This window comes from Pseudoxanthomonas sp. PXM03 (genome assembly GCF_014852005.1).
Lineage (GTDB): Bacteria > Pseudomonadota > Gammaproteobacteria > Xanthomonadales > Xanthomonadaceae > Pseudoxanthomonas_A.
This window is the reverse complement of the sequence record NZ_JACVAU010000002.1, coordinates 332906-354566: the sequence shown is the minus strand read 5'-3', so window position 1 is coordinate 354566 and position 21661 is coordinate 332906. Positions and strand designations below refer to the sequence as shown.

Annotated in this window: 21 protein-coding genes; 12 read left to right on the top strand and 9 right to left on the bottom strand. The window is 65.2% G+C overall.

Annotated features, from left to right (window positions below; genetic code table 11):
* Positions 1-44 precede the first annotated feature (44 nt).
* Positions 45-527 carry a ribonuclease E activity regulator RraA gene (rraA, locus tag IB223_RS10420; protein ID WP_192201597.1) on the top strand — a complete coding sequence of 161 codons (483 nt, stop codon included), beginning with the start codon at positions 45-47 and terminating at the stop codon, positions 525-527.
* Between the two features lie 55 nt (positions 528-582).
* On the opposite strand, the gene IB223_RS10415 is transcribed toward rraA, so the two are convergent.
* Positions 583-2394, bottom strand: coding sequence for a DUF885 domain-containing protein (locus IB223_RS10415; protein WP_192201596.1), 1812 nt, complete (start codon positions 2392-2394; stop codon positions 583-585).
* A 113-nt stretch (positions 2395-2507) separates the two neighbouring features.
* On the opposite strand from IB223_RS10415, the gene IB223_RS10410 reads away from it, so the two are divergent.
* Complete coding sequence (locus IB223_RS10410) at positions 2508-2858, top strand: GFA family protein (protein WP_192201595.1); 351 nt, start codon at positions 2508-2510, stop codon at positions 2856-2858.
* A gap of 105 nt (positions 2859-2963) precedes the next feature.
* A complete protein-coding gene (locus IB223_RS10405) occupies positions 2964-3848 on the top strand; it encodes a DUF2785 domain-containing protein (RefSeq protein ID WP_192201594.1) in 885 nt (294 codons plus the stop codon).
* 16 nt (positions 3849-3864) lie between these two features.
* Here the strand turns inward: IB223_RS10405 and IB223_RS10400 are convergent, their stop codons facing one another.
* A complete protein-coding gene (locus tag IB223_RS10400) occupies positions 3865-4800 on the bottom strand; it encodes a LysR substrate-binding domain-containing protein (RefSeq protein ID WP_192201593.1) in 936 nt (311 codons plus the stop codon).
* A gap of 106 nt (positions 4801-4906) precedes the next feature.
* On the opposite strand from IB223_RS10400, the gene IB223_RS10395 reads away from it, so the two are divergent.
* The gene (locus IB223_RS10395) at positions 4907-5803 is read left to right on the top strand and encodes a DMT family transporter (protein ID WP_192201592.1); all 897 of its coding nucleotides are present in this window, start codon (positions 4907-4909) and stop codon (positions 5801-5803) included.
* A 135-nt stretch (positions 5804-5938) separates the two neighbouring features.
* Here IB223_RS10395 and IB223_RS10390 read toward each other — a convergent pair whose 3' ends face one another.
* Positions 5939-6844: a peptidylprolyl isomerase gene (locus tag IB223_RS10390; protein WP_192201591.1), complete on the bottom strand. Its 906-nt coding sequence runs from the start codon at positions 6842-6844 to the stop codon at positions 5939-5941.
* 132 nt (positions 6845-6976) lie between these two features.
* Between IB223_RS10390 and IB223_RS10385 the strand changes: the two genes are divergently transcribed.
* Both IB223_RS10385 and IB223_RS10380 read left to right on the top strand, forming a co-directional pair.
* Complete coding sequence (locus IB223_RS10385) at positions 6977-7342, top strand: PadR family transcriptional regulator (protein WP_192201590.1); 366 nt, start codon at positions 6977-6979, stop codon at positions 7340-7342.
* Positions 7339-8259 carry a sensor domain-containing protein gene (locus tag IB223_RS10380; protein WP_192201589.1) on the top strand — a complete coding sequence of 307 codons (921 nt, stop codon included), beginning with the start codon at positions 7339-7341 and terminating at the stop codon, positions 8257-8259. The genes IB223_RS10385 and IB223_RS10380 overlap by 4 nt, the downstream gene beginning before the upstream one ends.
* A gap of 134 nt (positions 8260-8393) precedes the next feature.
* Here the strand turns inward: IB223_RS10380 and phaZ are convergent, their stop codons facing one another.
* Both phaZ and IB223_RS10370 read right to left on the bottom strand, forming a co-directional pair.
* Complete coding sequence (gene phaZ, locus IB223_RS10375; RefSeq protein ID WP_192201588.1) at positions 8394-9641, bottom strand: polyhydroxyalkanoate depolymerase; 1248 nt, start codon at positions 9639-9641, stop codon at positions 8394-8396.
* 79 nt (positions 9642-9720) lie between these two features.
* The gene (locus IB223_RS10370) at positions 9721-10329 is read right to left on the bottom strand and encodes a class I SAM-dependent methyltransferase (RefSeq protein WP_192201587.1); all 609 of its coding nucleotides are present in this window, start codon (positions 10327-10329) and stop codon (positions 9721-9723) included.
* Positions 10330-10427: 98 nt separating this feature from the next.
* Between IB223_RS10370 and IB223_RS10365 the strand changes: the two genes are divergently transcribed.
* Positions 10428-10844: a CopD family protein gene (locus IB223_RS10365; RefSeq protein ID WP_192201586.1), complete on the top strand. Its 417-nt coding sequence runs from the start codon at positions 10428-10430 to the stop codon at positions 10842-10844.
* Between the two features lie 180 nt (positions 10845-11024).
* Here the strand turns inward: IB223_RS10365 and IB223_RS10360 are convergent, their stop codons facing one another.
* Positions 11025-11411, bottom strand: coding sequence for a helix-turn-helix domain-containing protein (locus IB223_RS10360; protein WP_192201585.1), 387 nt, complete (start codon positions 11409-11411; stop codon positions 11025-11027).
* A 315-nt stretch (positions 11412-11726) separates the two neighbouring features.
* Here IB223_RS10360 and IB223_RS10355 point away from each other — a divergent pair, with 315 nt between their 5' ends.
* The 3 genes from IB223_RS10355 to IB223_RS10345 all read left to right on the top strand — a co-directional run bounded on the left by IB223_RS10355 (position 11727) and on the right by IB223_RS10345 (position 16131).
* Complete coding sequence (locus tag IB223_RS10355) at positions 11727-12992, top strand: HlyD family efflux transporter periplasmic adaptor subunit (RefSeq protein ID WP_192201584.1); 1266 nt, start codon at positions 11727-11729, stop codon at positions 12990-12992.
* 361 nt (positions 12993-13353) lie between these two features.
* On the top strand, positions 13354-13848 hold the full coding sequence (locus IB223_RS10350) for a hypothetical protein (RefSeq protein WP_192201583.1): 495 nt from the start codon (positions 13354-13356) through the stop codon (positions 13846-13848).
* A gap of 180 nt (positions 13849-14028) precedes the next feature.
* A complete protein-coding gene (locus IB223_RS10345; RefSeq protein WP_192201582.1) occupies positions 14029-16131 on the top strand; it encodes a peptidase domain-containing ABC transporter in 2103 nt (700 codons plus the stop codon).
* A gap of 86 nt (positions 16132-16217) precedes the next feature.
* On the opposite strand, the gene IB223_RS10340 is transcribed toward IB223_RS10345, so the two are convergent.
* Positions 16218-17912 (bottom strand): alkaline phosphatase, encoded by a 1695-nt coding sequence (locus IB223_RS10340; RefSeq protein ID WP_192201581.1) that lies wholly within the window; start codon positions 17910-17912, stop codon positions 16218-16220.
* A gap of 141 nt (positions 17913-18053) precedes the next feature.
* On the opposite strand from IB223_RS10340, the gene IB223_RS10335 reads away from it, so the two are divergent.
* Both IB223_RS10335 and IB223_RS10330 read left to right on the top strand, forming a co-directional pair.
* Positions 18054-19331 carry a dicarboxylate/amino acid:cation symporter gene (locus tag IB223_RS10335; protein WP_192201580.1) on the top strand — a complete coding sequence of 426 codons (1278 nt, stop codon included), beginning with the start codon at positions 18054-18056 and terminating at the stop codon, positions 19329-19331.
* Positions 19328-19759, top strand: a complete 432-nt coding sequence (locus IB223_RS10330; RefSeq protein WP_192201579.1) for a GNAT family N-acetyltransferase — start codon at positions 19328-19330, stop codon at positions 19757-19759. The genes IB223_RS10335 and IB223_RS10330 overlap by 4 nt, the downstream gene beginning before the upstream one ends.
* Here the strand turns inward: IB223_RS10330 and IB223_RS10325 are convergent.
* The gene (locus IB223_RS10325; RefSeq protein WP_192201578.1) at positions 19756-20622 is read right to left on the bottom strand and encodes a bile acid:sodium symporter family protein; all 867 of its coding nucleotides are present in this window, start codon (positions 20620-20622) and stop codon (positions 19756-19758) included. The two genes, IB223_RS10330 and IB223_RS10325, sit on opposite strands and share 4 nt — an antisense overlap.
* A 168-nt stretch (positions 20623-20790) precedes the next feature.
* Complete coding sequence (locus tag IB223_RS10320; RefSeq protein ID WP_192202385.1) at positions 20791-21465, bottom strand: C40 family peptidase; 675 nt, start codon at positions 21463-21465, stop codon at positions 20791-20793.
* Positions 21466-21661: the final 196 nt, after the last annotated feature.

The following is a 21661-nucleotide window of genomic DNA, read 5'->3' as shown; positions in this document are numbered from 1 at the left end:
CGCCGCCGCGTTACCATCGAGCCACCCCACGCCAGAGAATCCGCATGTCCTGGACCACGCCCGACCTGTGCGACCAGTACCCCGATGTGCAGGTCGCCGAGCCGATGTTCCGTGGCTATGGCGGACGCGTCGCCTTCGCCGGGCCGGCGGTGACGGTGAAGTGCTTCGAAGACAACTCGCGCGTGCGCGAACTGGCCGCCACGCCGGGCGAGGGCCGGGTCATCGTGGTCGATGGCGGCGGTTCGCTGCGTCGCGCGTTGCTGGGCGACCAGATCGCGGCGAACGCGGTGAAGCATGGGTGGTCCGGCTTCTTGATCTTCGGCTGCGTGCGCGATGTCGATGCGCTCGCGGCCCTGCCGCTCGGTGTGCAGGCGCTGGCGTCGCACCCGATGAAGACCGAGAAACGCGGACTGGGCGACGTGGACGTGCCCGTGGCGTTCGCCGGTATGTCGATCGCGCCGGGCGACTGGATCTACGCCGATGCCAACGGCGTGATCGTGGCGACGACGGCATTGCAGGCCGAATGAAGAAGGGCGGGCCTTGCGGCCCGCCCTTCGCGGGGTCGCCTCTGGCGCGCGTCGATTACTTGATCGGCTCGTCCAGCATCAGCTGGCGGACGAAGCGCACCGGCGGCGCGCCGTACGACAGCACCTGGTCGTGGTAGGCCTTCAGGTTGAACTGCGCGCCCTGCTTGGCCTCGGCGGCCTTGCGCATGTCGAAGTGCTCCTGCACGCCGACGAAGTAGGTGGGCAGCTGCGCCGAGGTCAGCTGCGCGCGCGTCCACTTGCCTGATGCTTCGCGTTCCTGCTGGAAGGTCTGGCGCACCATCAGGTCCATCGCCTGTTCGCGCGTCCAGCCGTCCACCTGCACGCCCTGGTCCAGGATCGCGTTGGCGATCGTGCGCAGGTAGAACTTCATCTGCACCAGGCGGAACAGTGGATCGTTGTCGAGGTAGCCGGCGTCGGCCATCATCTTCTCGGTGTACACCGCCCAGCCTTCGGCGAACATGCCCGAGCGCAACACGGCGCGCAGCGTGGACGGGAACTTGGCCGAGTGCCAGCCTTCCAGGTAGTGGCCCGGCGTGCCTTCGTGGATGCTCAGCAGGTGGATCATCCGGCTGTTGTATTCGCGCAGGAACGAGTCGACCTGCTTCTGGTCCCACTCGTCCGGAATCGGCGAGACGGCGTAGAAGGTCTTCAGGTGCTTGTCGAGCGGGCCCGGCGAATCGCAGTAGGCCACCGCCACGCCGCGCTGGAATTCCGGCATCTCGATGATTTCGACCGGCGCATCGGGCAGCGTGACCAGGTCGTGCTTGCGCACGAACTCGGTGGCCTGCGCAAGCGCCGCTTCGGCATCCGGCACCACCTTGTCGCGCGCCGGGCGTTCGGCGTAAGCCAGCTCGAGCGCGGCCTCGATCGCCTTCTGCTGTTCGTCGGCGGTGGGCGTTTCCGGCAGGGCGGGCGCGCCGGGCTTGTCCTTCAGCACGGTGCGGGCGATGCCGTACATCTCTTCGCGCACACGCTTCAGCTCGCCTTCGGCGCGCTGCTTGATGTCGGCGCGCGACAGCGACGACAGCAGCGCGAACTGAAGTTTCTGGTCGTACAGCGCCTGGCCGATGCGGAAGTCGCCCTTCGCGTTCGGCACCAGCGTCTTGTCCAGCCAGGCCTGGTGTTCGGCCACGGCGGTCTTCAGGCCGTCGATGGCGGCCTGCGCCTGCGCGCGGTCGGCCTCGGGAAGGTCCTTGAGGTTCGGCGTGATGAAGGTGTCGACGATGCTCAGGATGCCGGCGTTCTGCTTGGCGACGGTTTCGGCATGGACCTTGGGCACGCGCGCCGGGTCGAGGTTCTCGCGCGCCTGCGCCAGCAGCGCCGGGATCTTCTGCATGCGCGCGGTGGCGGACTTCAGGCGCTCGGGCAGCGGCGCGAACTCGCGCGCCATCAGGCCGTAGATCGCGCCGCCGGCCACGTTGTTGTAGACCTGCGGATCCCAGGCCCAGCTCTGCAGCGTCTCGGCGGTCCAGATGTCGTACTGCAACTGGTTGCGCAGGATGGCGGCATCCACCTGGTTCTCGCGCGACAGCGTGGCGACGTCGAGCGCATCGAGTTCGCCGAGGATCTTCTTGCTGAAGTCCAGGCTCTTCTGGCGACCGGTCGCGCTGAGATCATCCAGTTCGCCGTCGTATCTGTGTTCGCCGATCTGGGTGGCACTGACGGGCGACAACTGCAGCCAGCCATCGAGCGCGCGCTTGGACAGGTCGGCGAAGGCAGCATCGGCCTTGGCGGTGTCAGCGGTCGCGGCTGCGGTGTCGGCACCCGGGGCGGCGGTGGGGGCTTCGCTCTTCTGGCAGGCGGCCAGCGAGGCCAGGAGGGCGGCGGCGAGCAGGGTCTTGCGCATGGGAGTCCTGTTGCAATGCAGCGTGGTCGAGGCGCACAGGATAGGCCGAAGGTCACCCCCATGCCCATGCCATTCGATATACGCTGATCCGCCGGACGAAGGAAAACCACGCCATGAAACACGAAGGAAGCTGCCATTGCGGCCGTATCGCATTCGAGGTCGAGGGCGACATCACCGACGTCGTCGATTGCAATTGCTCGCTGTGCCGTCGGCGGGGTGGCCTGCTGTGGTTCGCGCCACGCGAAGCCCTGGTGCTGAAGACGCCGGAAGCCGACATGTCCACCTACACGTTCAACAAGCACCACATCCAGCATCGCTTCTGCGCGACCTGTGGCATCGCCCCGTTCGGCGAGGCCGCGCATCCGGCGACCGGTGCGCAGATGGCGGCCATCAACGTGCGCTGCCTGCCCGGTGTGGACCTTTCCGCATTGAAGGTCACCGCCTTCGATGGTGCCAGCGCCTGATCGTGGTGGGGACGGAGTAGTTCGCCTGCGCTGTTCCGTACGTTGTCGCTGGCAGCCAGCAGGGTCCGCAAGGTAGGCGGCGGCACAAGTGTCGAGGAGATGACGATGCGTTCATGGGCATGGCTGGCGTGGGCGGGGATGCTGCTGTCGTATTCGGCGCAGGCGACCTGTCCGCCCGAAGGCACGGATCCGGGTTCGCTGCGGTTGCTGCGGGAACAGAAATTCGCCGTACCCGGCGAGGTGCGCGCTGCCCTGGTGGCGGGACTGCCGGCGTGCCTGGCCGATCCCGACCCCGCAGTGCGCGATGGTGTGGCATACGAAGGTCTCAGCACCTGGCTGCGCGCGGGACAACTGGACGTGCAGCAACGCCGCGCATTGCGCGATCGCCTGTACGCGATGCTGGGCGAGGATGTCGCCGCAGGGTTCGGCCCGCCTTTCGCGGCGCTGGTGTTGTCGGAGGTCGCGCGCACCGACCGAGTGGCGCCATGGATGTCTGCAGACGAGCGCGCCGACATGGTTGCGCGCGCCGCCGCGTACCTGGCGTCGGTGCGCGACTATCGCGGGTTCGATGCTGTCGAGGGTTGGCGGCACGGCGTGGCGCATGGCGCGGACTGGTTGCTGCAACTGGTGCTCAACGAACAGGTGGACCGCGGGCAGGTGGATACGCTGCTGCAGGCGGTGGCGGAACAGGCCGTGCCGGAGAGCGCGCACGCCTATGTCTTCGGCGAGCCGGGGCGACTGGCGCGGCCGGTGCTGTACGCCGCCAGGCGTGGCCTGCTGGACGAGGCGGCGTGGACGCGCTGGTTCGGTGCATTACCGCCAAGGCTGGGCATCCCGGAACAGGCATACGCCGACAGCGTATGGCTTGCGCGCCGGCACGATCTGATGGCGTTCCTGATGAGTGTCCACCTGGAAGCCGACCAGTCCGGCGACCCCAACATCCGTGCGCTGAAACCGGCCGTGGTGCAGGCACTGAAGGCCGTGCCCTGACGCGTCGCGTGCAGGGTCAGCCGCCGCGACGTCCCAGGAAGTCATCCGGCATCGGTGGCAGGGGCGTGCGTTCGTCGCGCGCTTCCTCTTTCAGCCAGTCGATGAAGGCCTGTGCGGCGGCGCTTGGCGGTTTGTGCGCGGGGTGGACGGCGTAGTACGCGAAGCGCGCCTTCAGGGCCGGACCGGGCAGGCGCACCAGTTCGTAGCGTTGCAGATATGGTTGCGCGACGTGGCGGCGCGCCAGGGCGGCACCCACGCCGTACACCGCGGCGCGCATCGCGTCGGTGCTGTCGTTGAAGCTGTGCATGGTGGGCAGCCGCAGGCCGCGCACGCCCGCGGCACGGAACCAGTCGCGCCAGCCCTGCAGGGCGAGGTCGGTGACCAGCGGCAGCTGTGCGATCTGGCGCGGCTCCAGCACGGCGTCGATGCCCGGCAGGGCCGGGGACGCGACCGGGAACAGTTCGTCGTCCATCAGGTGGTGCGCGGTCAGGCCCGCCCAGTGCCCGGGCCCATGACGGATGCCCAGTTCCGGACCCTCGTCATCGAACCGCGTCAACGCGATACCGGTATCGACATGCAGTCGGATGTGCGGATGGCGCGCACAGAACCGGGGCAGTCGTGGCAGCAACCAGCAGTAGGCCAGCGAGTGCAGCGTGGTGAGGCGCAGCGTGGTGGTCTTGCCGGCCAGTTGCAGATGCGACGCCACCGCATCGATATCGCCCAGCGCCGCGTTGGCCGCATCCGCCAGCTGCCGGCCTTCGGCCGTGAGCTTCACGCCGCGGGCATGGCGCTGGAACAGCACCACGCCCAGCAGCGCCTCCAGCTTGCGCACGTGGTGGCTGACGGCGCTGGCGGTGAGGTGCAACTCGTCGGCCGCATGGGCGAAGTTCTGGTGGCGTGCCGCAGCGGCGAAGACGCCGAGGGCGGGGAGCAGGGCAGGACGCAGGCTCATGGTAGTTCCAGGCACAAACCAGATTTGTGGCTTGGCCGTATCGTACGCGCTTGTGGAGGCCGTACGTTGGGTCAGAATGGCGACAGGCACGAATGAGGGTGTGGCGATGACGCAGGGAAACGCAGCCGTGGGAGCGCTCCCCGAGGTGGCCGGACGTGACTGGCGCACGCCGCTTGAACTGCTGGCCCTGGGCGCGATCTGGGGCAGCTCGTTCCTGTTCATGCGGATCGCGGCCAACCCGTTCGGGCCGTTCGCGCTGGTGGAAGTGCGGCTGGCGCTGGGTGCGCTGGTGCTGCTGCCGTTCCTGTGGCGCGAGCGCGCGCATTTCAGCGCCGGCATGTGGCCGAAGCTGGCCCTGATCGGCGCGATCAACTCCGCGATTCCCTTCCTGTTGTTCGCCTGGGCCGCGCAACGTTCGCCGGCCGCGATCGGTGCGATCTGCAATGCGATGACCGTGTTGTTCGCGGCATTGGTGGGGTTCCTGTTCTTCGGTCAGAAGATCGGGTTGCGGCGGTCGCTCGCGCTGCTGGTCGGGTTCGTCGGCGTGGTCGTGCTGGCCACCAGCAAGGCGGGTGGGCTGAGCGTGGGCGGTGCGGTCGTCGCGGGTTCCACCGCGGCGTTGCTCTACGGCGTGGGGGTCAACCTGGTGCGCAGGCATCTGGCGGGGACTCCTCCCGCTGCTGCGGCAGCGGCCACACTCGGGTGTGCAGCCCTGCTCGTGCTTCCGTTCGCGGCCACGCACTGGCCCACCGCGTCGATCGGCATCGGCGCGTGGAGTGCCGCGATCGCCATCGGCGTGGTCTGCACGGGGTACGCGTTCCTACTGTATTACCGCCTGATCCACCGCATCGGACCCGCACGCGCCTCGACGGTGACCTACCTGGTCCCGCTGTTCGGCGCCGCCTTCGCATGGCTGTTCCTGGGTGAGCCGGTCACACCCGCCATGCTGGCGGCGGGTGCGCTGATCCTGGGCAGTGTTGCGGTGAGCCAGCGCGCGGCGTGATCGTGGTCGTAGTGACAGGTGTGGGAGCGACGTCAGTCGCGATTGAATGAGATCAGCCCCGCGAGCCATTCCGCAGCTCAGGACTTGCCGATACGTCATCGCGACTGACGTCGCTCCCACAACATGCCCAGCGCTTCAGCGCTTCGCTTCGCGTACGGGCAGCGGCACGTTGCACAGGTCGATGTGGCCTGCGGGTTGCACGTACCAGCCATCGCGGCGATTGCGACGTGCTTCGGTGGCGGCAGCGAAGGTTTTCGAGTCGGTGCGCAGCACCTGCAGCGGCATGCGTTCGCTTTCCGGCATTTCACTGGCCAGGCGGATGGCGGTGATCGGCGTGCGTTCCTCCGCCTTCTCATAGAAGCCCATCGGCTCCGGCCCGCGCGGAATCGCGCTGAGCAGTTCCATGCCCTTCACCACACGGCCCACCAGGGTGATGTTGCGGTCCAGCTGGCGCGGCGATTGACCGGTGACGACATAGAGTTCGCTGCCATTGCTGCTGTCGGGCGGACCGCCGCGACCTGCGCCGAGCGCGCCGTAACAGTGCGCCAGCCAGGCATCGCCCGCCTTCGGATCGCGCGCGGCGGGAAACCCGTCCACGAAGCCCACTTCTGGCGCCCAGCCATCCACGTCCGGCAGCCGAGTGAAGGCCAGGCCGGTTGCCGTGCGCGCGAACTCGGCCGGCAGTTTTGTCTTCGCAGTGCCCAGCGACTTGGCTTTTGCGGCGTCCTCCGCCTCCGCATCGCCGAACTGGACCACGAAGTTGTCGTGCGAGCGGTAGATGCCCAGGCCGTTCCAGAAGCCCTCGCGCGCCAGTGTGCGGATGTTGGCAACGTGTTCCGGTGCGAATGCCGGCGCCAGTTCGATCACCACCCGGCCCGCAGGCAGGTCCATGTACAACGTGTTCGCCGGCTCCAGCGTGCGCCAGTCCGCGTCAGGCGATGCATCGAGGATCTCCTTCGCACTGGGATGCTTCGGTGGTTCCTCGGCATGCGCGGCGGGAAGGGCGAACAGGCAGGCAAGCAGCAGTGGCGTCAGGCGCATGGCGGGTCCGGGACGGGAGATGCCTCGATTGTAGGGAGGCCGGCGGTCTCAGTGACTACTGGCACATCCGCTATATCAAACTTCGTAATAGCATCGTCTCCAACCTAGCGGGAGTGCCGCGGAGGGGGAGTCATGAGTGAGCCCGATATCCAACTGAAGAAGTTCCAGAAAGAACTGAGTGCGGGCACCGTGTCGCTGGCGTTGCTGGCGGTCCTGGCCCGGGCGGGTGAGCCGCTGTACGGGTACCTGATCGCCAAGCAGCTCGAACGCGTCGGCGACGGCGTGCTCAGCGGCAAGCAAAGCGCGCTTTACCCGGTGCTGCGCAACCTGGAGGGCGGCGGACTGCTGGACAGCTTCATCGAACCCTCCGTTGCCGGCCCACCACGCCGCTACTACCGCATTACCGAGGCAGGGCGGCTGACCCTGCAGTCCTGGATCGCCGCCTGGCGTGCCACCCGCGATTCCGTCGATTCCGTGCTAGAGGGGATTCCTGCATGAACACCACCGCCACCCCGGGCAGCCGCCTGCCCACCACCATCCCCGAGTACCTGGATCAGTTGCGTGCAGCGCTCGCCGGCGCCGACAAGGCCATGGTCCAGGACGCCGTGTACGACGCGGAGGAATACCTGCGTTCGGAACTGGCGGAAAACCCGGGAAAGTCCGAAGCCGAGGTGATCGCCTCCGTCGCCGGCAGTTACGGCGCACCAGCGGAAGTTGCGGACATCTATCGCGAGACCGAAGTCACCGTGACGCGTGCGCTTCGGCCACCCTTGCCGCCGAAGCGCAAGTCGGTGCTGGGCCAGTTTTTCGGGGTCGCCGCCGATCCGCGCACCTACGGCGCCTTGTTCTACATGTTGCTGTCGCTGGCCACCGGCACGTTCTACTTCACCTGGGTGGTGACCGGCGCCAGCCTGTCGATCGGCCTGCTGATCCTGATCATCGGCATTCCGTTGCTGCTGCTGTTCCTGATGTCGGTGCGCCTGCTGTCGCTGGTCGAAGGCCGGGTGGTGGAAGTGTTGCTGGGCGAGCGCATGCCGCGCCGTCCGCTGTACACGCAGCGCGACAAGCCGTGGATGACGCGCTTGAAGGAACTGTTCACCGATGGCCGCACCTGGACGGCGATGCTGTACCTGCTGCTGATGCACCCGTTGGGCATCCTGTATTTCTCGGTCGCCATCACCTTGCTGGCCTTGTCGCTGGGATTGATCGCCGCGCCCGTGGCGTACTTCCTGCCGTTCGACTATGTCCTGAACTTCGGCGGCTGGAGCCTGGTCAACGAAGCGCCCTGGCTGCTGCCCTTGGCATCGGTGGCCGGCATCCTGCTGCTGTTCGCCACGCTGCACCTGGCGCGCCTGACCGGCCTTTTCCACGGCTGGCTGGCCAAGCACCTGCTGGTGCGTACGCCGGTGGTGTGAGGGAGGGATGTGGGAGCGGCGTGAGTCGCGAACGAAAAGGCCGCCCGTGAGGGCGGCCTTTTCTTCTGTCGGCATGGATGCGCCGATCCCTCAAAAGCTTCGCGACTGACGTCGCTCCCACAGTAAGCGATGCGTCAGCCGGCGTACTTGGCGATGAAGTCGCGCACCTGCGGGTAGACCTTCTCGCGCCAGCGACGTCCGCTGAAGATGCCGTAATGGCCGGCACCTTCGACCGTCAGGTGCTTGTGGTGCGCCTTCGCGATACCGGTGCACAGGTCATGCGCGGCGGCGGTCTGGCCCTGGCCGGAGATATCGTCGAGTTCGCCCTCGATGCTCATCAGCGCGGTCTTCCTGATAGCGGCCGGCTTCACCAGTTCGCCATTGACCGTCCATTCGCCGCGCGGCAGCAGGAACTCCTGGAACACGGTACGGATGGTGTCCAGGTAGTACTCGGCCGGCATGTCGAGCACCGCGTTGTATTCGTCATAGAACTTGCGATGCGATTCGGCATCCTGCAGGTCGCCCTTGACCAGGTCCGCATAGAAATCCCAGTGCGACATGAAATGGCGGCTGGGGTTCATCGCAAGGAACCCGGCATGCTGCAGGAAGCCGGGATACACGCGACGGCCTTCGCCGGGATAGGGCACCGGCACCGCGTGGATGACATTGTTCTCGAACCACGACAGCGGATTGCGCGTGGCCAGGCTGTTGACTTCGGTAGGGCTGCGGCGCGCGTCGATCGGGCCGCCCATCATCACCAGTGAACGCGGCGTGGCTTCGCCGCGCGCTGCCATCAGCGACACTGCCGCGAGCACCGGCACGGTGGGCTGGCAGACGCTGATCACATGCAGTTTCTCCGCGCCGATGTGGCGGATGAACTCCTCAACGTAGGCGACGTAGTCGTCGAGGCTGAAAGCGCCTTCCGACTCGGGCACCATGCGCGCGTCCACCCAGTCGGTCACGTAGACCTTGTGGTTGCGCAGCAGGGTGTGCACGGTGTCGCGCAACAGCGTGGCGTGGTGGCCCGACAGCGGCGCCACCACCAGCACCACCGGGTCGTCCTTCAGCAGGGCGATGGTGTTGGCGTCGTCGGTATAGCGTTTGAAGCGGAGCAGGCGGCAGAACGGCTTCTTCACCGCTTCCAGTTCCACCACGGGCACCGTACGGCCGTGCGCCTCGACTTCGCGGATGTCCCACGCCGGCTTTTCGTAATCCTTGCCGATGCGGTGGACGAGTTCATTACCGGCCGCGATGCGCTCGGCCCCCGGTACGTTCGAGAGCCAACTGGTCGGCGTGGAGAACATCCGTGCGTTGGCTTCGGCCATGTAGGCCAGCGGCGCCATCCATGCGCGTCCGAGTTCGTGCAGTTGGTACAAGGTCATGGCTGTCCGGAATCCCGCTTTTGGTGCACGGTGCTGCGCCGCAGCATACCGCAAAGCCGGTACCGCCGCGCATGCGTGTTCAGGTTATCGGCCGGAAATCCGCAGCCTCCAGCACCGCGACGTCGCCCGCCAGGCCCGGGCCCAGCCAGCAGTGGTTGCCGATCGACTGGAAGCCCAGTCCATTGAACGCTTCCCGGTACCACGCTGCCCTGCGTGGCTGGAATCCCTCGTGGTCGCCTTCGAATTCGTCCTCCTTCGCGAAGGTTTCAAGGAAGGCGACACCGCCGCACAGTTCCGCCAGCCCCGGCAGTCCACGCTTCAGTTCGCGGGTCGGCACGTAATGCAGCACATCCGAGCACACCAGCAGGTCGACCGGCTCGCAGGGGCGCAGGTACTGGAAGTCCTCGAAACGCGCGTAATGCAGGTTGCGGGTGCGCCCGAAGCGCCAGATCGCATACTCACTGCTGTCGAAACCGAGGTACTGCAACTTCGGCCGCAGCTTGAGCAACGGCGCGCGCCACGCGCCTTCGCCGCACCCGATGTCCAGCACGGTGCGGATCGGCCGTTCCAGGTGGTACTCGGCCACCGCCACTGCCATCGCCACCTTGCGCGCCAGCCGCGGCGCGCCGCCGATATCGCCGTCGCGATACCAGCGCTTGAAGTAGTCGGCGTCGTACTGCTTGATCATGCGTGTGCCCGGGTGCGGAAAGGCGGGAAGCTTACGCGATGCAGCGCGTTATCCTATGCGCCGCACGCCATCCCGCGCAGCCAGACGGAGCCAGCCGCATGTACCTGTGGGTCAAGACCTTCCATCTCGTCTTCGTCATCGCCTGGATGGCAACGGTGTTCTACCTGCCGCGCATCCTGGTCAACCTGGCCGAGACCATGGGGCAGGCCGACGTGCAGGCGCGCCTGGTGCTGATGGGGCGCCGGCTGTATGGCTTCGGCCACAGCATGTTCGGCATCGCGGTGATCCTGGGTGGCGTGTTGTGGTTCCATTTCGGCATCAGCGGCGGCTGGCTGCACGCCAAGCTCACGCTGGTGGCGCTGATGCTGGTGCACTTCATCGTCACCGGCCGCTGGCTGAAGGGTGCTGCAAAGGGCAAGTCGCTGCCTTCGCCCACCGCGCTGCGGTGGTTCAACGAACTGCCGCTGCTTGGACTGATCGTGGTGGTGTGGCTGGTGTTGGCGAAGCCGTTCTGAATTCGATCCGTTAGCACGGGGGATCCCGGCGCGTTGCGACGCGCGCGCTATCGCGGCGCTTTTTTTGGTCGAGGCGCGTTGCTGGCCAAGCCGTTCTGAGGCTGATGCGTGCCCTCGGCTCAGCCGGCGTACCGATACCGTGCGAATGCGGCGCCCGGAAACCGTCGCCTCGCGTCGCGATCAACGCGGTCGAGCGCCATGGCGCGCGGCGCGTGGTGTCATGGCTTCGCAATGCAGCACGACTTCCAGCCGGGCATGTTCCGTCATGCGCCGGAACGCGGCCAACAGACGCCGCTCGTACTCGTCATGGAGGACCATCTCGCCCTCGACAGCAGGGGTGTCGTCGTTGCCGCCATGATCGAGAGGGCCGCGGCCGGTGGCCAGCCATTCGAAGCTGACGTTGGTCAGCTGGGCGATGTGGGCCAGTCGCGAGGTGGCAGGCAAAACGCCGTCCGCGCCTTCCCAGTTGGCCACCGCACTGCGGGTGACCCCAAGGTTCAAGGCTAGGGCCTCCTGGGACAGCCTGGCGCGCTGGCGCGCTATCCGGATGCGCATGGACAGCTTCATGTGTCGTGTTGCTCGTTCCGCCGTGGGGTCTCCACGCTAGCCCGCCTGATTCCGGGACGCAATTAACATTTTTTGCGTCAGCGACACTGACGTCAACTTGTACAGCCTGACTGACGTGAATGTGCAAGCGATTGATGCGAAAGGGTCGACTAAATGTGACTGTCAGCAGGACTGACGCGCGGCGCTGAAGCGCGTGTTGCTCGCGGCGTCGCGGCTGCTAGAGGATGACGACGAAGGCTGGCGCAAGGGTATCGCCCACGCGCTCTGGCTCCAGAGGGGGTCGACGCCTTTCGTACTCAAGGACGCAAGACCGCAATGACGCAACCGCTGTTCCGCCCTGAAGTCTTGGAAGCCAAGCGCGGCAGTTGGCTGGGCGGCATCTCGCTGGCGCAGCCGGTCCGGTTGTGGGTGCTGACGCTTGCAGCGGTGGTGGCCGCCATCCTCATTGTCCTGTTCGTCACGCTAGGCACCTACACGGGCCGTTCTACCGTGACCGGGCAACTGGTGCCTTCGCAGGGCCTCGCCACGGTGCTGGCGCCGGCCACCGGGGTGGTGGCCCGGCTGGATGCGGTGGAGGGCGCCCGTGTTGGGATGGGCACAGCGCTGGTGGTGGTCACCGTTCCCCGCGCGACATTGGCATCAGGCGACACGCAGGTCGCGCTGGAACAGCAGTTCGGCCAGCGGCAAGCGGGCCTCGTGTCTGCGCAGCAGGCGCAGCAGTGGCAGCTGCAGGCACAAGCGCAAGGTGCACGCGAGCAACTGGCAGTCGCGCAACGTGAACTGGCACAGATCGAAGCGGAAGTGGCGACCCGCCAGGATCAGATCCGTATCGCCAACGAAACGCTGGAGCGGTTGCGCCGGCTGGAGGATGGACAGTACGTCAGCGTGTTGCAGATCAAGCAGCAGGAAGCCGGTGTGCTGGAGTACACAGGGCAGCGTCAGGCCTTGCAGCGTCAGGCCATCGGCACGCGCCGTCTGATCGCGCAGCTGCAGCAGACGGTGCGCGAGCTGCCCGCGCAGTGGCAGGCGAGCGAGGCGGGGTTCAGGCGTGAATTGGCGCAACTGGAACAAGAGCGTGTGCAGACACAGGCCAGCGGGGCGCTGGTGGTCAAGGCGCCGGTCACGGGTGTGGTGGCGACACAGGTGGTCAAACCGGGGCAAGCGGTGCAGGCCGGTCAACCGTTGATGACGCTGTTGCCGGGCGACGGGTGCCTAGAAGCCGAGTTGCTGGTGCCCAGTCGGGCCATTGGTTTCATCGAGCTAGGCGATCGTGTGCTGCTGCGCTATCAGGCGTTTCCTTATCAGAAGTTTGGTCATCAGGAGGGGCGCGTCGCGGCGATCAGTCGCAGCGCGTTGAACTCCGGTGAGTTGGGTGCGTTGGTCGGGAATGCGCAGCAGGGCGAGCCGTTCTATCGGGTGACGGTCTCGCTGGCGCGACAGGCGATCAAGGCCTATGGCAAGCCGGAAGCGTTGAAGCCAGGGATGTTGGTGGACGCGGATGTGCTGGGTGAGCGGAGGAGGCTGGCCGAATGGGCGTTTGAGCCTTTGTACTCGCTCAGGGGAAAAATCAGTGATCGTTGATCCTAACTCCGCAGAACGTGCGTGTCGAAGCGAGATTTATAGAATTGCCGAGTGTGCCTCGGCCCCAGAGGCAGGGAATGCCTTAATACAAATGGAGAAAATCAAATGCGCGAGCTGAACCCAGCTGAGATCTGTGATGTCGATGGCGGCCTGAGGTCCGTTTTCTGGAGCGCCGTCGCGGAGGCTGTTATCAGTAGTGTCAAGGGTGCCTATAACTATGTTACTGATGACGGAGAGGGCGGAGGGGAAGCATTCCAGAATGGTGAGCCTACTGTCGTAGCAAACGTGTATGGTGCATAGAGTTTCAGCCTGAGTTGTGGCAGGCGGCGTTCTGCGTCGCCTGCTTTTCATGTAATTCAAAGTGGAAGCTGAGAATATGTTGTTGAGGGTTGATATGGCTTACTACAGTAGACTGTTCTCGACATTCAAGTGGGTGCCTATTGCGGCTTTCATTTCATTCTCTTCAAGCCTGTTGGCGGCTATTGCGATAAGGTCAACAGCTGGCGACGTTTCTGCTTACGCGCGAGAAGCTCCCGTTGGTGTGATTGATTTCATTGGTATATTGGTAGTTGCGCCGATTATTGAAACATTGATGCTGTCGTTATTGGCGATGTCTTTATCAAAAGTTGTGCGAAGTATGGTTTCTGCTTGCGTTCTGAGTGCGTTCTTGATTGCTATTTTTCACGGAATATTTTCATGGATTCAGTCTTTGCTTGTTTTCTTGCCGTTTGTCGTTTTTAGCACCCCGTTTTGGGGAGGTAATTTTTTCAGTCGAAAGCCTATTCTTATTTCTGCGTCAATACATACTCTTCATAACTTTCTGGTATGTTTCGTTGCATTATCAGGGTTTATATGATTCAGGGTAGAAATAACGGTCGGATTCCTGCTCGTAGTCTTTGGATTGTTCTTTCTAGTACATTTTATATTTCGATATTATTACAAGCCCGTATTGGATCGGTTTGACATCGTCAAAGGCTTTGACTTGAGTTTTTTTGGCTCATATTTGTATCTAGCTGGCCGAAAGTAAGGTTGCTGTATGAAGGTTGTTATTCAGTCAGAAGCCGCTGAGTGCGGTCTTGCTTCTTTGGCTATTGTGGCTAGCTACTATCGCCTGCGCTTTGGCTTGGCCGAGCTGCGTCATCGTTTTCCACTTTCCCTTAAAGGCGCCAAGCTCAATCATCTGATCCACATCGCCCAGCAGATTGGCTTCTCCACGCGTCCGTTGCGGCTGGAGATAGAAGACGTAGGTAGACTCGCGCTGCCCTGCATCTTGCATTGGGACTTCAACCACTTTGTCGTGCTGGTGAAGGTTGGTTCGTCCAAGGTCACGATTCTGGACCCGGCTATTGGTGAACGGAAGCTCTCGCTCAAGGAGTTGTCTGACCATTTCACGGGTGTGGCGCTGGAATTGACGCCAACGGCCGAGTTCAAGCCGCAGAAGGCGGCGCCCACCGTGACGGCCAGGCAGCTTACGGGTCCGGTACGCGGCCTGTGGCGCGCCTTGGCGCAGATCCTGCTGCTGTCCGTGGCGTTGCAGGTGTTCGTGGTGCTGGCGCCGTTCTACATGCAGTGGGTGGTGGACCAGGTTCTGGTCTCTGCCGACCGCGACTTGCTGACGGTACTTGGGCTAGGTTTCGGCTTGGCGCTGGGGCTGCAGATTGGCATCGGCTTGCTGCGTAGCTGGTCGGTGGTCTACCTGTCGTCGCGATTGGGGCTGCAATGGATGGGTAACGTGTTCGCCCATCTGCTCAGGCTCCCACTGGACTACTTCGAGAAGCGGCATCTTGGCGACATCACTTCACGCATGTCGTCCGTACAGGCCATCCAGCGCACGCTGACCAACAGCTTCGTCGAGGCCATCATCGATGGCCTGATGGCCGTGGTCACGCTGGGCCTGATGCTGTTCTACAGCTGGAAGCTGGCCTTGGTGACGTTGTTGGCTGTCATCCTGTATCTGGGCATCCGGGCCATTGTTTATCGTCCCGTCCGCGACCGCACCGAGCGGCAGCTGATCGCCGGTGCAAAGCAGCAGACCCACCTGCTGGAATCATTGCGCGGCATGCAGAGCCTGAAAGTAGCGGGCGAGGAGTCGCAGCGCCGCAGTACCTACGACAACCTGATGCACGACACCGTCAACCAGGAGGTCAGGCTGGCCCGGATGGGGTTGGGCTTCAACAGTGCCAGCCAGCTCGTGTTCGGCATCGAGCGCATCGCGGTGATCTGGATTGGCGCCACGCTTGCGCTGCAGAACGTGTTCTCGGTCGGCATGCTGATCGCCTATCTGGCCTACAAGGACCAGTTCGCCGGACGCATGGCAGCCCTGATCGACAAGTGGATCGAGTTCCGCATGCTGCGTCTGCATGGCGAGCGCTTGGCCGACATCGTGTTGACGCCGCCGGAGGAGCAGGCCGCCCAGCCTGAGGTGTTGCCCCCGGCCAGTACCCGGATCGAGGTGGAGAACCTCTCGTTCCGCTACGGCGACGGTGAGCCGTGGGTGCTGAAGGACTGTAGCTTCACGGTCGAGACGGGCGAATCGGTGGCGATCGTCGGCGCCTCCGGTTGCGGCAAGACCACGCTGGTCAAGGTGCTGCTGGGCCTGTTACCGCCCACGGAGGGCATCGTCCGGGTGGGAGGGCACGACCTGCACAAGATCGGCCCGCGTAATGTCCGTACCCTCGTCGGCGCTGTCATGCAGGACGACCAGCTGTTCGCCGGCAGCGTGGCCGACAACATCAGCTTCTTCGATCCGGAGATGGATCAGGTCCACATCGAGCACGCGGCGAGACTGGCGGCGGTCCACGACGAGATCGCGGCCATGCCGATGGGCTACCACAGCCTGATTGGCGACATGGGCAGCTCGTTGTCGGGTGGGCAGAAGCAGCGCGTGATCCTTGCCCGGGCGCTGTACCGCAATCCCAAGCTCCTGTTCCTCGACGAGGCCACCAGCCATCTCGACGTGGTGAAGGAGCGGTTGGTCAACGACGCAGTCAAGGCCCTGAGCCTGACCAAGGTGATCGTCGCCCACCGTCCCGAGACCATCGCCAGTGCCGACCGCGTGCTGATGATGGAGCAGGGTCGCATCGTGCAGGAGATCAGGCCTCAGCGGCCAGCGCCGGACACCGTAGCCGTACCTGCTTGAACTGCGGCGGCGCCTCGGCGCGATCGCTTTTGGGGCAGCGGAAGCACATCGTGTCCCGGATGCCTCCACGCAGACCGGCCTAGGATCTACTTCTTCTCGAAATCCACCGGCTTCGGCAGTTCCACCGGCACGCCATTCGCATCGCACGTACCCGCCGCGCACAGGCGCGCGCGCAGCTTCGGGGCGGCCTGCACGATGACGTGGTAGATCGCGTTCTGTTCCAGCGTGCCGCGGAAGGCGTCGCTGCCTGGACCGATGGCCCAGATGCCGACGTCTTCGCCGCCGTGTGATTCCGACTTCAGCGGCACCAGGGCTTCCTGCAGGTAGTCGGGATGCTCGGTATCGACATGGCTCAGGTCCGGCCGGCCTTCGGACGGCTCGACGCTGCTGGGGGAATGCAGGAAATGCTTCGGCCCTGCCGGCTGGCGGTTGCTGGCGCCGGTGTAACCGGGGCCATTCGCGTACGTCAGCGTGGTGAACGTCATGCCGGTCTGGTCGCGCGCGAGGTCGCCGGGCGTGTCGTCTTCGCCGCCCTGGCCGCGCACCTTGCCCAGGATCGGATTGCCGCGCACGGGATAGCCGACGAAGTTGAGCGTGTGCGAATGATCGGCAGTGACCACGATCAGCGTGTCGTCGCGTGACGTGGCTTCTGTCGCTGCGCGCACGGCATCCGACATCGCGACGGTTTCATCGAGCGCGCGATACGCATTGCCGTAGTGGTTGGCGTGGTCGATGCGCGCGCCTTCCACCAGCAGCACAAAGCCTTCCGGATTGCGCGAGAGCGTGCGGATCGCGGCGCGGGTCAGGTCGGCCAGGGACGGCTCGCCCTGGTCGTCCTTGCGGCGGTCATGCTCGAACTGCATGTGGTCGTACTCGAACAGGCCCAGCAACTGCGGCGCGTCCGCGGCGGCCTCCAACTGGCGGGTGTTCCAGGCATAGGCACCCTGAGGATGCGCCTGTTGCCACTCGGCGACCAGGTTGCGGCCGTCGAGGCGCTGGCCGACCTTGTCGTCTTCTTCCGGATCGCGCACGTCCACGGGCAGGAACTCGCCGCGCCCGCCACCCAGTACCACCGACGGGCCATGTCCGAAGCGTGCGGCGGCCAGCAATTGCTGTGCAATGTCCTTGCAGCCGGCGTCGGTCGCTTCCGCTGGCAGGTCGCTGTCGTTTTCCCAGTCGCGATGCGAGACATGCGCGTAGGTCGCAGCGGGGGTCGCATGCGTCACGCGGGCGGTGGTGACGACACCCGTCGCCAGCCCCGCGCTGTCCGCCAGCGTCAGCCAGCTGAGCAGGTCCTTGCTGCCGTCGGGCGTGCATTCGCCCTTGCGTCCGGCCGACACGCCGATGGCGCCCATGTGCGACTTCACGCCCGTGGCTACCGCCGTCATCGTGCCTGCGGAGTCGGGGGTCTGCGAGTCGGTGTTGTAGGTCTTGCTGAAAGCGGTGTGCGGGAAGCGCTCCCAGCTCAGCAGGTTCTCCTCGCCCGGCATGCCCTTGCGCTGGCCTTCGAAGATGCGCGCGGCGGCCACCGTGGTCAGGCTCATGCCGTCGCCGAGGAAGACGATCACGTTCTTCGCACGTCCCTGCATGGCGCCATTGGCTGCAGCCTTGGCGGCACCGCTGCGGTACCACCATTGCGGTGTCTCGCCCTGCGGGTGCGCGACGGGCGGGACGTCGACGGCGAGCGGGGAGGAAGTGGCGGGCGAGGTGCTGGCGCAGCCGGCGAGGACGGTGAGCCATGCCAGGCCGGCGAACGGCGATACGAGGGAACGCAGGAACATGAGGAGCCGTGTGGAGGACAGTCGGCCCATTATGACGGTCGCGCAGTGTCCTGTTCATGACACCCGGCATTCCGTCGGCATGGTCGCCCCGCGCGGAGCCATGGGCTAAGGTGTCGCGTCCGTTTTTGTGAGTCGCGGTGGATGAGTCTGGTCTCGGCCTGGTTGAGGATTCCGTTCTGGCAGCGCGTCGTCGCCGGTTTCGTGCTGGGCGCGCTGGCGGGATGGTGGCTGGGACCGGCGGCCGGGATCTCGCTCAAACCCCTCGGCGACCTGTACGTCACGCTCATCAAGATGATCGCAGTGCCGCTGGTGTTCTTCGCGGTCATCAACGCCGTCTCCAGCCTGCATGGGCAGAAGTCGGTCGCTGCGCTGGGCGGACGCACGTTCCTGTGGTTCGCGATCACGGCGGCGATGGCCGTCTGCGTGGGCCTGGCGGTGGGCTGGGTAGTGCAGCCCGGCAAGGGCCTGACCGGTTTGATGATGGCGCCGGACTATCAGGTACGCGAAGTACCGACGCCGGTGCAGGTGCTGCTGGACATCGTGCCGTCCAATCCTTTCAAGGCGCTCACCGAGGGCAAGATCCTGCAGGTGATCTTCTTCGCCGGCCTGCTGGGCTTCGCCCTGGTCAAGCTGGGCGAACGCAGTGCGGGCCTGCGCAAGCTGGCCGGCGAGGCCAGCGACACCATGGTGCAGGTCACGCGCTTCGTGCTGGAGATGACGCCGCTGGGCACGTTCGGCCTGATCGGCGCGCTGGTGGGCACATACGGTTTCGAGAAACTGTTGCCACTGGGCAGCTACATCGGCGCGCTGTACCTGGCATGCGCGCTGCACATCGTCGTCGTGTACGGCAGCCTGCTGCTGGCGCACGGATTGAATCCGTGGAAGTTCTTCCGCGGCGCCGCGCCAGGCATGCAGGTGGCGTTCGTCAGTTCGTCCAGCTTCGCTTCGATGCCGGTCGCGCTGCGCAGCGTCACCCACAATCTGGGCGTGGACAAGGACTATGCAGCGTTCGCGGTGCCGCTGGGCGCCAGCATCAAGATGGATGGGTGCGGCGCGATCTATCCGGCGTTGACTTCGATTTTCGTGGCCCAGTACTTCGGCCTGGACCTGTCGGTGAACCAGTACTTCGTCATCCTGCTGGCGTCGGTGCTGGGCAGCTTCGGCACGGCCGGCGTACCCGGCACGGCGACCGTGATGGTCACGCTGGTGCTGAGCGCGGCCAACCTGCCGCTGGAGGGCATCGGCCTGCTGGTGGCGATCGACCGCATCCTGGACATGATGCGCACGATGACGAACGTGACCGGCCAGATGCTGGTGCCGGTGCTGGTGGCGAAGGAAACCGGTCTGCTGGATCGCGAAATCTACGAAAGCGCATCGAGCAATGTCGGTCTCGGGGATGATGCCGCCTCGACGCCATGAATGCCGATGCGATTCAACTAGTGGATTCCTTCCCCGATGTAGCCACCTATCGTCGGCTCCGGGTCGAAGCAGGAATGTCGCCCAAGACGCAGGAAGCCGCTGAGCGCGGCCTCGCCAACACGCTGTACGGCGTCAGCTTGGTGAAGGCGGGTGACGTGATCGGCATGGGGCGCGTCGTTGGCGACAACGGCACGGTGTTTGCCGTCGTGGACATCGCCGTGCGGCCCGACCATCAGGGCCAGGGGCAGGGCAAGCGCATCATGGCCGCCCTGGATGCGTGGCTGCGCGCGAATGCGCCCGCTTCCGCCTACGTCATGCTGATCGCCGACGGTGACGCCAGGCACCTCTACAGCCGGTTCGGGTTCGCCGAAACGGCGCCCGTCTCGGTCAGCATGGCCTATGTGGCCGATGGCCGCCGGGGAGCCTAGGCGGTTGCGGCCTTGTCCCGCGATACCCACCACGCGAACACGCCCGCCGTGACGAACATCAGCAGGCTGTAGACCGCCGCCGGCACCGAGATGGTCGCGTTCTGCAGCACGTTGAGTGCGATGAAGATCGCCAACGTGCCGTTGTGGATGCCGATCTCCATGGCGATGGCGATGGCCTGTTTCTTCGGCAGGCGCAACGCCAGCGGCGCCGCATAGCCGGCGCCCATGCTGGCCAGGTTGAACAGCAGGCAGGCCAGCCCGACGATGGCGAAGTAGGTGGTCAGCGTCTTCCACTCCTGCGCCACCGCCGCGACCACCAGCAAGGCCAGCACCAGCACCGACAGCAGGCGGATGGGCTTCTCGGTGCGCGCCGCGAACCCTGCGGCCTTGGCGCGGATGACCATGCCGAGGGCAACCGGCAGCAGGATGATGGCGGCGACTTCGACGACTTTCTTCGTCGGTGGCGGCACGTACTGGCCTGCGCCGAGGAAGTACTCCAGGGAAAGGTTGAGGATCACCGGCAGCGTCAGCAGGCAGAGCAGGCTGTTGATCGCGGTCAGGGTGATGTTCAGCGCGACATCGCCGCGTGCGAGGTGGCTGTAGATGTTGGCGGTGGCGCCACCGGGCGAGGCGGCCAGCAGCATTAGGCCCACCGCGAGTTCCGCAGGCAGACCGAAGCCCAGGGCCAGGCCGAACGCGACCCAGGGCAGCACCAGCGTCTGCAGGGCGAGACCGATCAGCACGGCGCGCGGATAACGCGCCACGCGACGGAAATCCTCAAGCGTCAGTCCCAGCCCGAGGCCCAGCATGATGATGCCCAGGGCCAACGGCAGCAGCAGATTGGTCAGCAGTGATGCCTGCATCGCGTACGACTCCCCTTCGGCGCGAAGAAAAAGGATGCGCGGTAATGGCGCAATCGTCGGAGGATGGAGGCAAGCCGGCGATCGATGCAAGCTGCGGCGCACAGAAGATGGAAAAGAAGAAGGCCGCGCGGGGCGGCCTTCTTCATCGTTGCTCTGGCATGCGTACGGTTACATCGCGACGCGACGCGCACTCAGGTAGCGGTTGGCCCAGTAGCCGGTGAGCAGGCTGTCCACGCGCACATCCTTGCCACGACTGGGCGAATGCAGGAAGCGGCCTTCGCCCACGTAGATGCCTACATGGTTCACCCGGCCCTTCAATCCGAAGAACACCAGGTCGCCCTGGCGCAGTTCCTCGCGCGCGCCGACCATTTCCGCGTCGGCCTTGGCGGCCATGTCGCGGGACACGCGCGGCAGCTCGATGCCCAGTGCCGTGCGGAACACATAACCGACCAGGCCGCTGCAATCGAAGCCACTGTCGGGCGACGTGCCGCCCCAGCGGTAGGGCGTGCCCATCAACGCAAGGGCGCGCTGGAGGACCACTTGTACCTTGCCCCCCTGCTGTTCCTGCGCCACGACGCCTTCCTTGCTCAGGTCGTACGCGGCCAGCAACTTGCTGATGTCGCCGGCCACCATGGCCGAGCGGTCGACCAGCGGCAGCGTATCGCTGGCGGCCAGACGGGGGAGCAGGGCGGAGAGGGTGGCGGTGGCGGCCTCGGCGGCCTTTTCCTTGACGCTGGTGGTGACTGATTTGGCGGCTGGGGCCACCACCACATCACTGGACGCCGGCGTTGACGCGGCGTCGACGGTGGCCGGGGCAGTCTGGGCCTGCACCACGGCGGCCATGGCGCACAGGCCAAGGCCCACAAGAAGTCGGGAAACCCTCCGCGGCAGGCGGTGGGTGGCGGCAGGCTGGCCTGTTGGCAGGTCGTCGTCGGTCGTCACGCGCGGGATGGGTTTAACAAGTCAGGGGCGATAATGCCGGCTGATCAGAGCGATTTGGTTCAGAAATCGTTATTTATTTGTTAAGTGTGAACGTTCC

Coding starts and splice junctions, on each gene's coding strand:
- IB223_RS10325 (WP_192201578.1), bottom strand. CDS start 20,622: ATGCAGGCATCACTGCTGACCAATCTGCTGCTGCCGTTGGCCCTGGGC.
- IB223_RS10400 (WP_192201593.1), bottom strand. CDS start 4,800: ATGAGCCTGCGTCCTGCCCTGCTCCCCGCCCTCGGCGTCTTCGCCGCT.
- IB223_RS10340 (WP_192201581.1), bottom strand. CDS start 17,912: ATGTTCCTGCGTTCCCTCGTATCGCCGTTCGCCGGCCTGGCATGGCTC.
- rraA (WP_192201597.1), top strand. CDS start 45: ATGTCCTGGACCACGCCCGACCTGTGCGACCAGTACCCCGATGTGCAG.
- IB223_RS10405 (WP_192201594.1), top strand. CDS start 2,964: ATGCGTTCATGGGCATGGCTGGCGTGGGCGGGGATGCTGCTGTCGTAT.
- IB223_RS10335 (WP_192201580.1), top strand. CDS start 18,054: ATGAGTCTGGTCTCGGCCTGGTTGAGGATTCCGTTCTGGCAGCGCGTC.
- IB223_RS10410 (WP_192201595.1), top strand. CDS start 2,508: ATGAAACACGAAGGAAGCTGCCATTGCGGCCGTATCGCATTCGAGGTC.
- IB223_RS10370 (WP_192201587.1), bottom strand. CDS start 10,329: ATGATCAAGCAGTACGACGCCGACTACTTCAAGCGCTGGTATCGCGAC.
- IB223_RS10360 (WP_192201585.1), bottom strand. CDS start 11,411: ATGAAGCTGTCCATGCGCATCCGGATAGCGCGCCAGCGCGCCAGGCTG.
- phaZ (WP_192201588.1), bottom strand. CDS start 9,641: ATGACCTTGTACCAACTGCACGAACTCGGACGCGCATGGATGGCGCCG.
- IB223_RS10415 (WP_192201596.1), bottom strand. CDS start 2,394: ATGCGCAAGACCCTGCTCGCCGCCGCCCTCCTGGCCTCGCTGGCCGCC.
- IB223_RS10345 (WP_192201582.1), top strand. CDS start 14,029: ATGAAGGTTGTTATTCAGTCAGAAGCCGCTGAGTGCGGTCTTGCTTCT.
- IB223_RS10380 (WP_192201589.1), top strand. CDS start 7,339: ATGAACACCACCGCCACCCCGGGCAGCCGCCTGCCCACCACCATCCCC.
- IB223_RS10365 (WP_192201586.1), top strand. CDS start 10,428: ATGTACCTGTGGGTCAAGACCTTCCATCTCGTCTTCGTCATCGCCTGG.
- IB223_RS10385 (WP_192201590.1), top strand. CDS start 6,977: ATGAGTGAGCCCGATATCCAACTGAAGAAGTTCCAGAAAGAACTGAGT.
- IB223_RS10330 (WP_192201579.1), top strand. CDS start 19,328: ATGAATGCCGATGCGATTCAACTAGTGGATTCCTTCCCCGATGTAGCC.
- IB223_RS10395 (WP_192201592.1), top strand. CDS start 4,907: ATGACGCAGGGAAACGCAGCCGTGGGAGCGCTCCCCGAGGTGGCCGGA.
- IB223_RS10320 (WP_192202385.1), bottom strand. CDS start 21,465: ATGGCCGCCGTGGTGCAGGCCCAGACTGCCCCGGCCACCGTCGACGCC.
- IB223_RS10390 (WP_192201591.1), bottom strand. CDS start 6,844: ATGCGCCTGACGCCACTGCTGCTTGCCTGCCTGTTCGCCCTTCCCGCC.
- IB223_RS10355 (WP_192201584.1), top strand. CDS start 11,727: ATGACGCAACCGCTGTTCCGCCCTGAAGTCTTGGAAGCCAAGCGCGGC.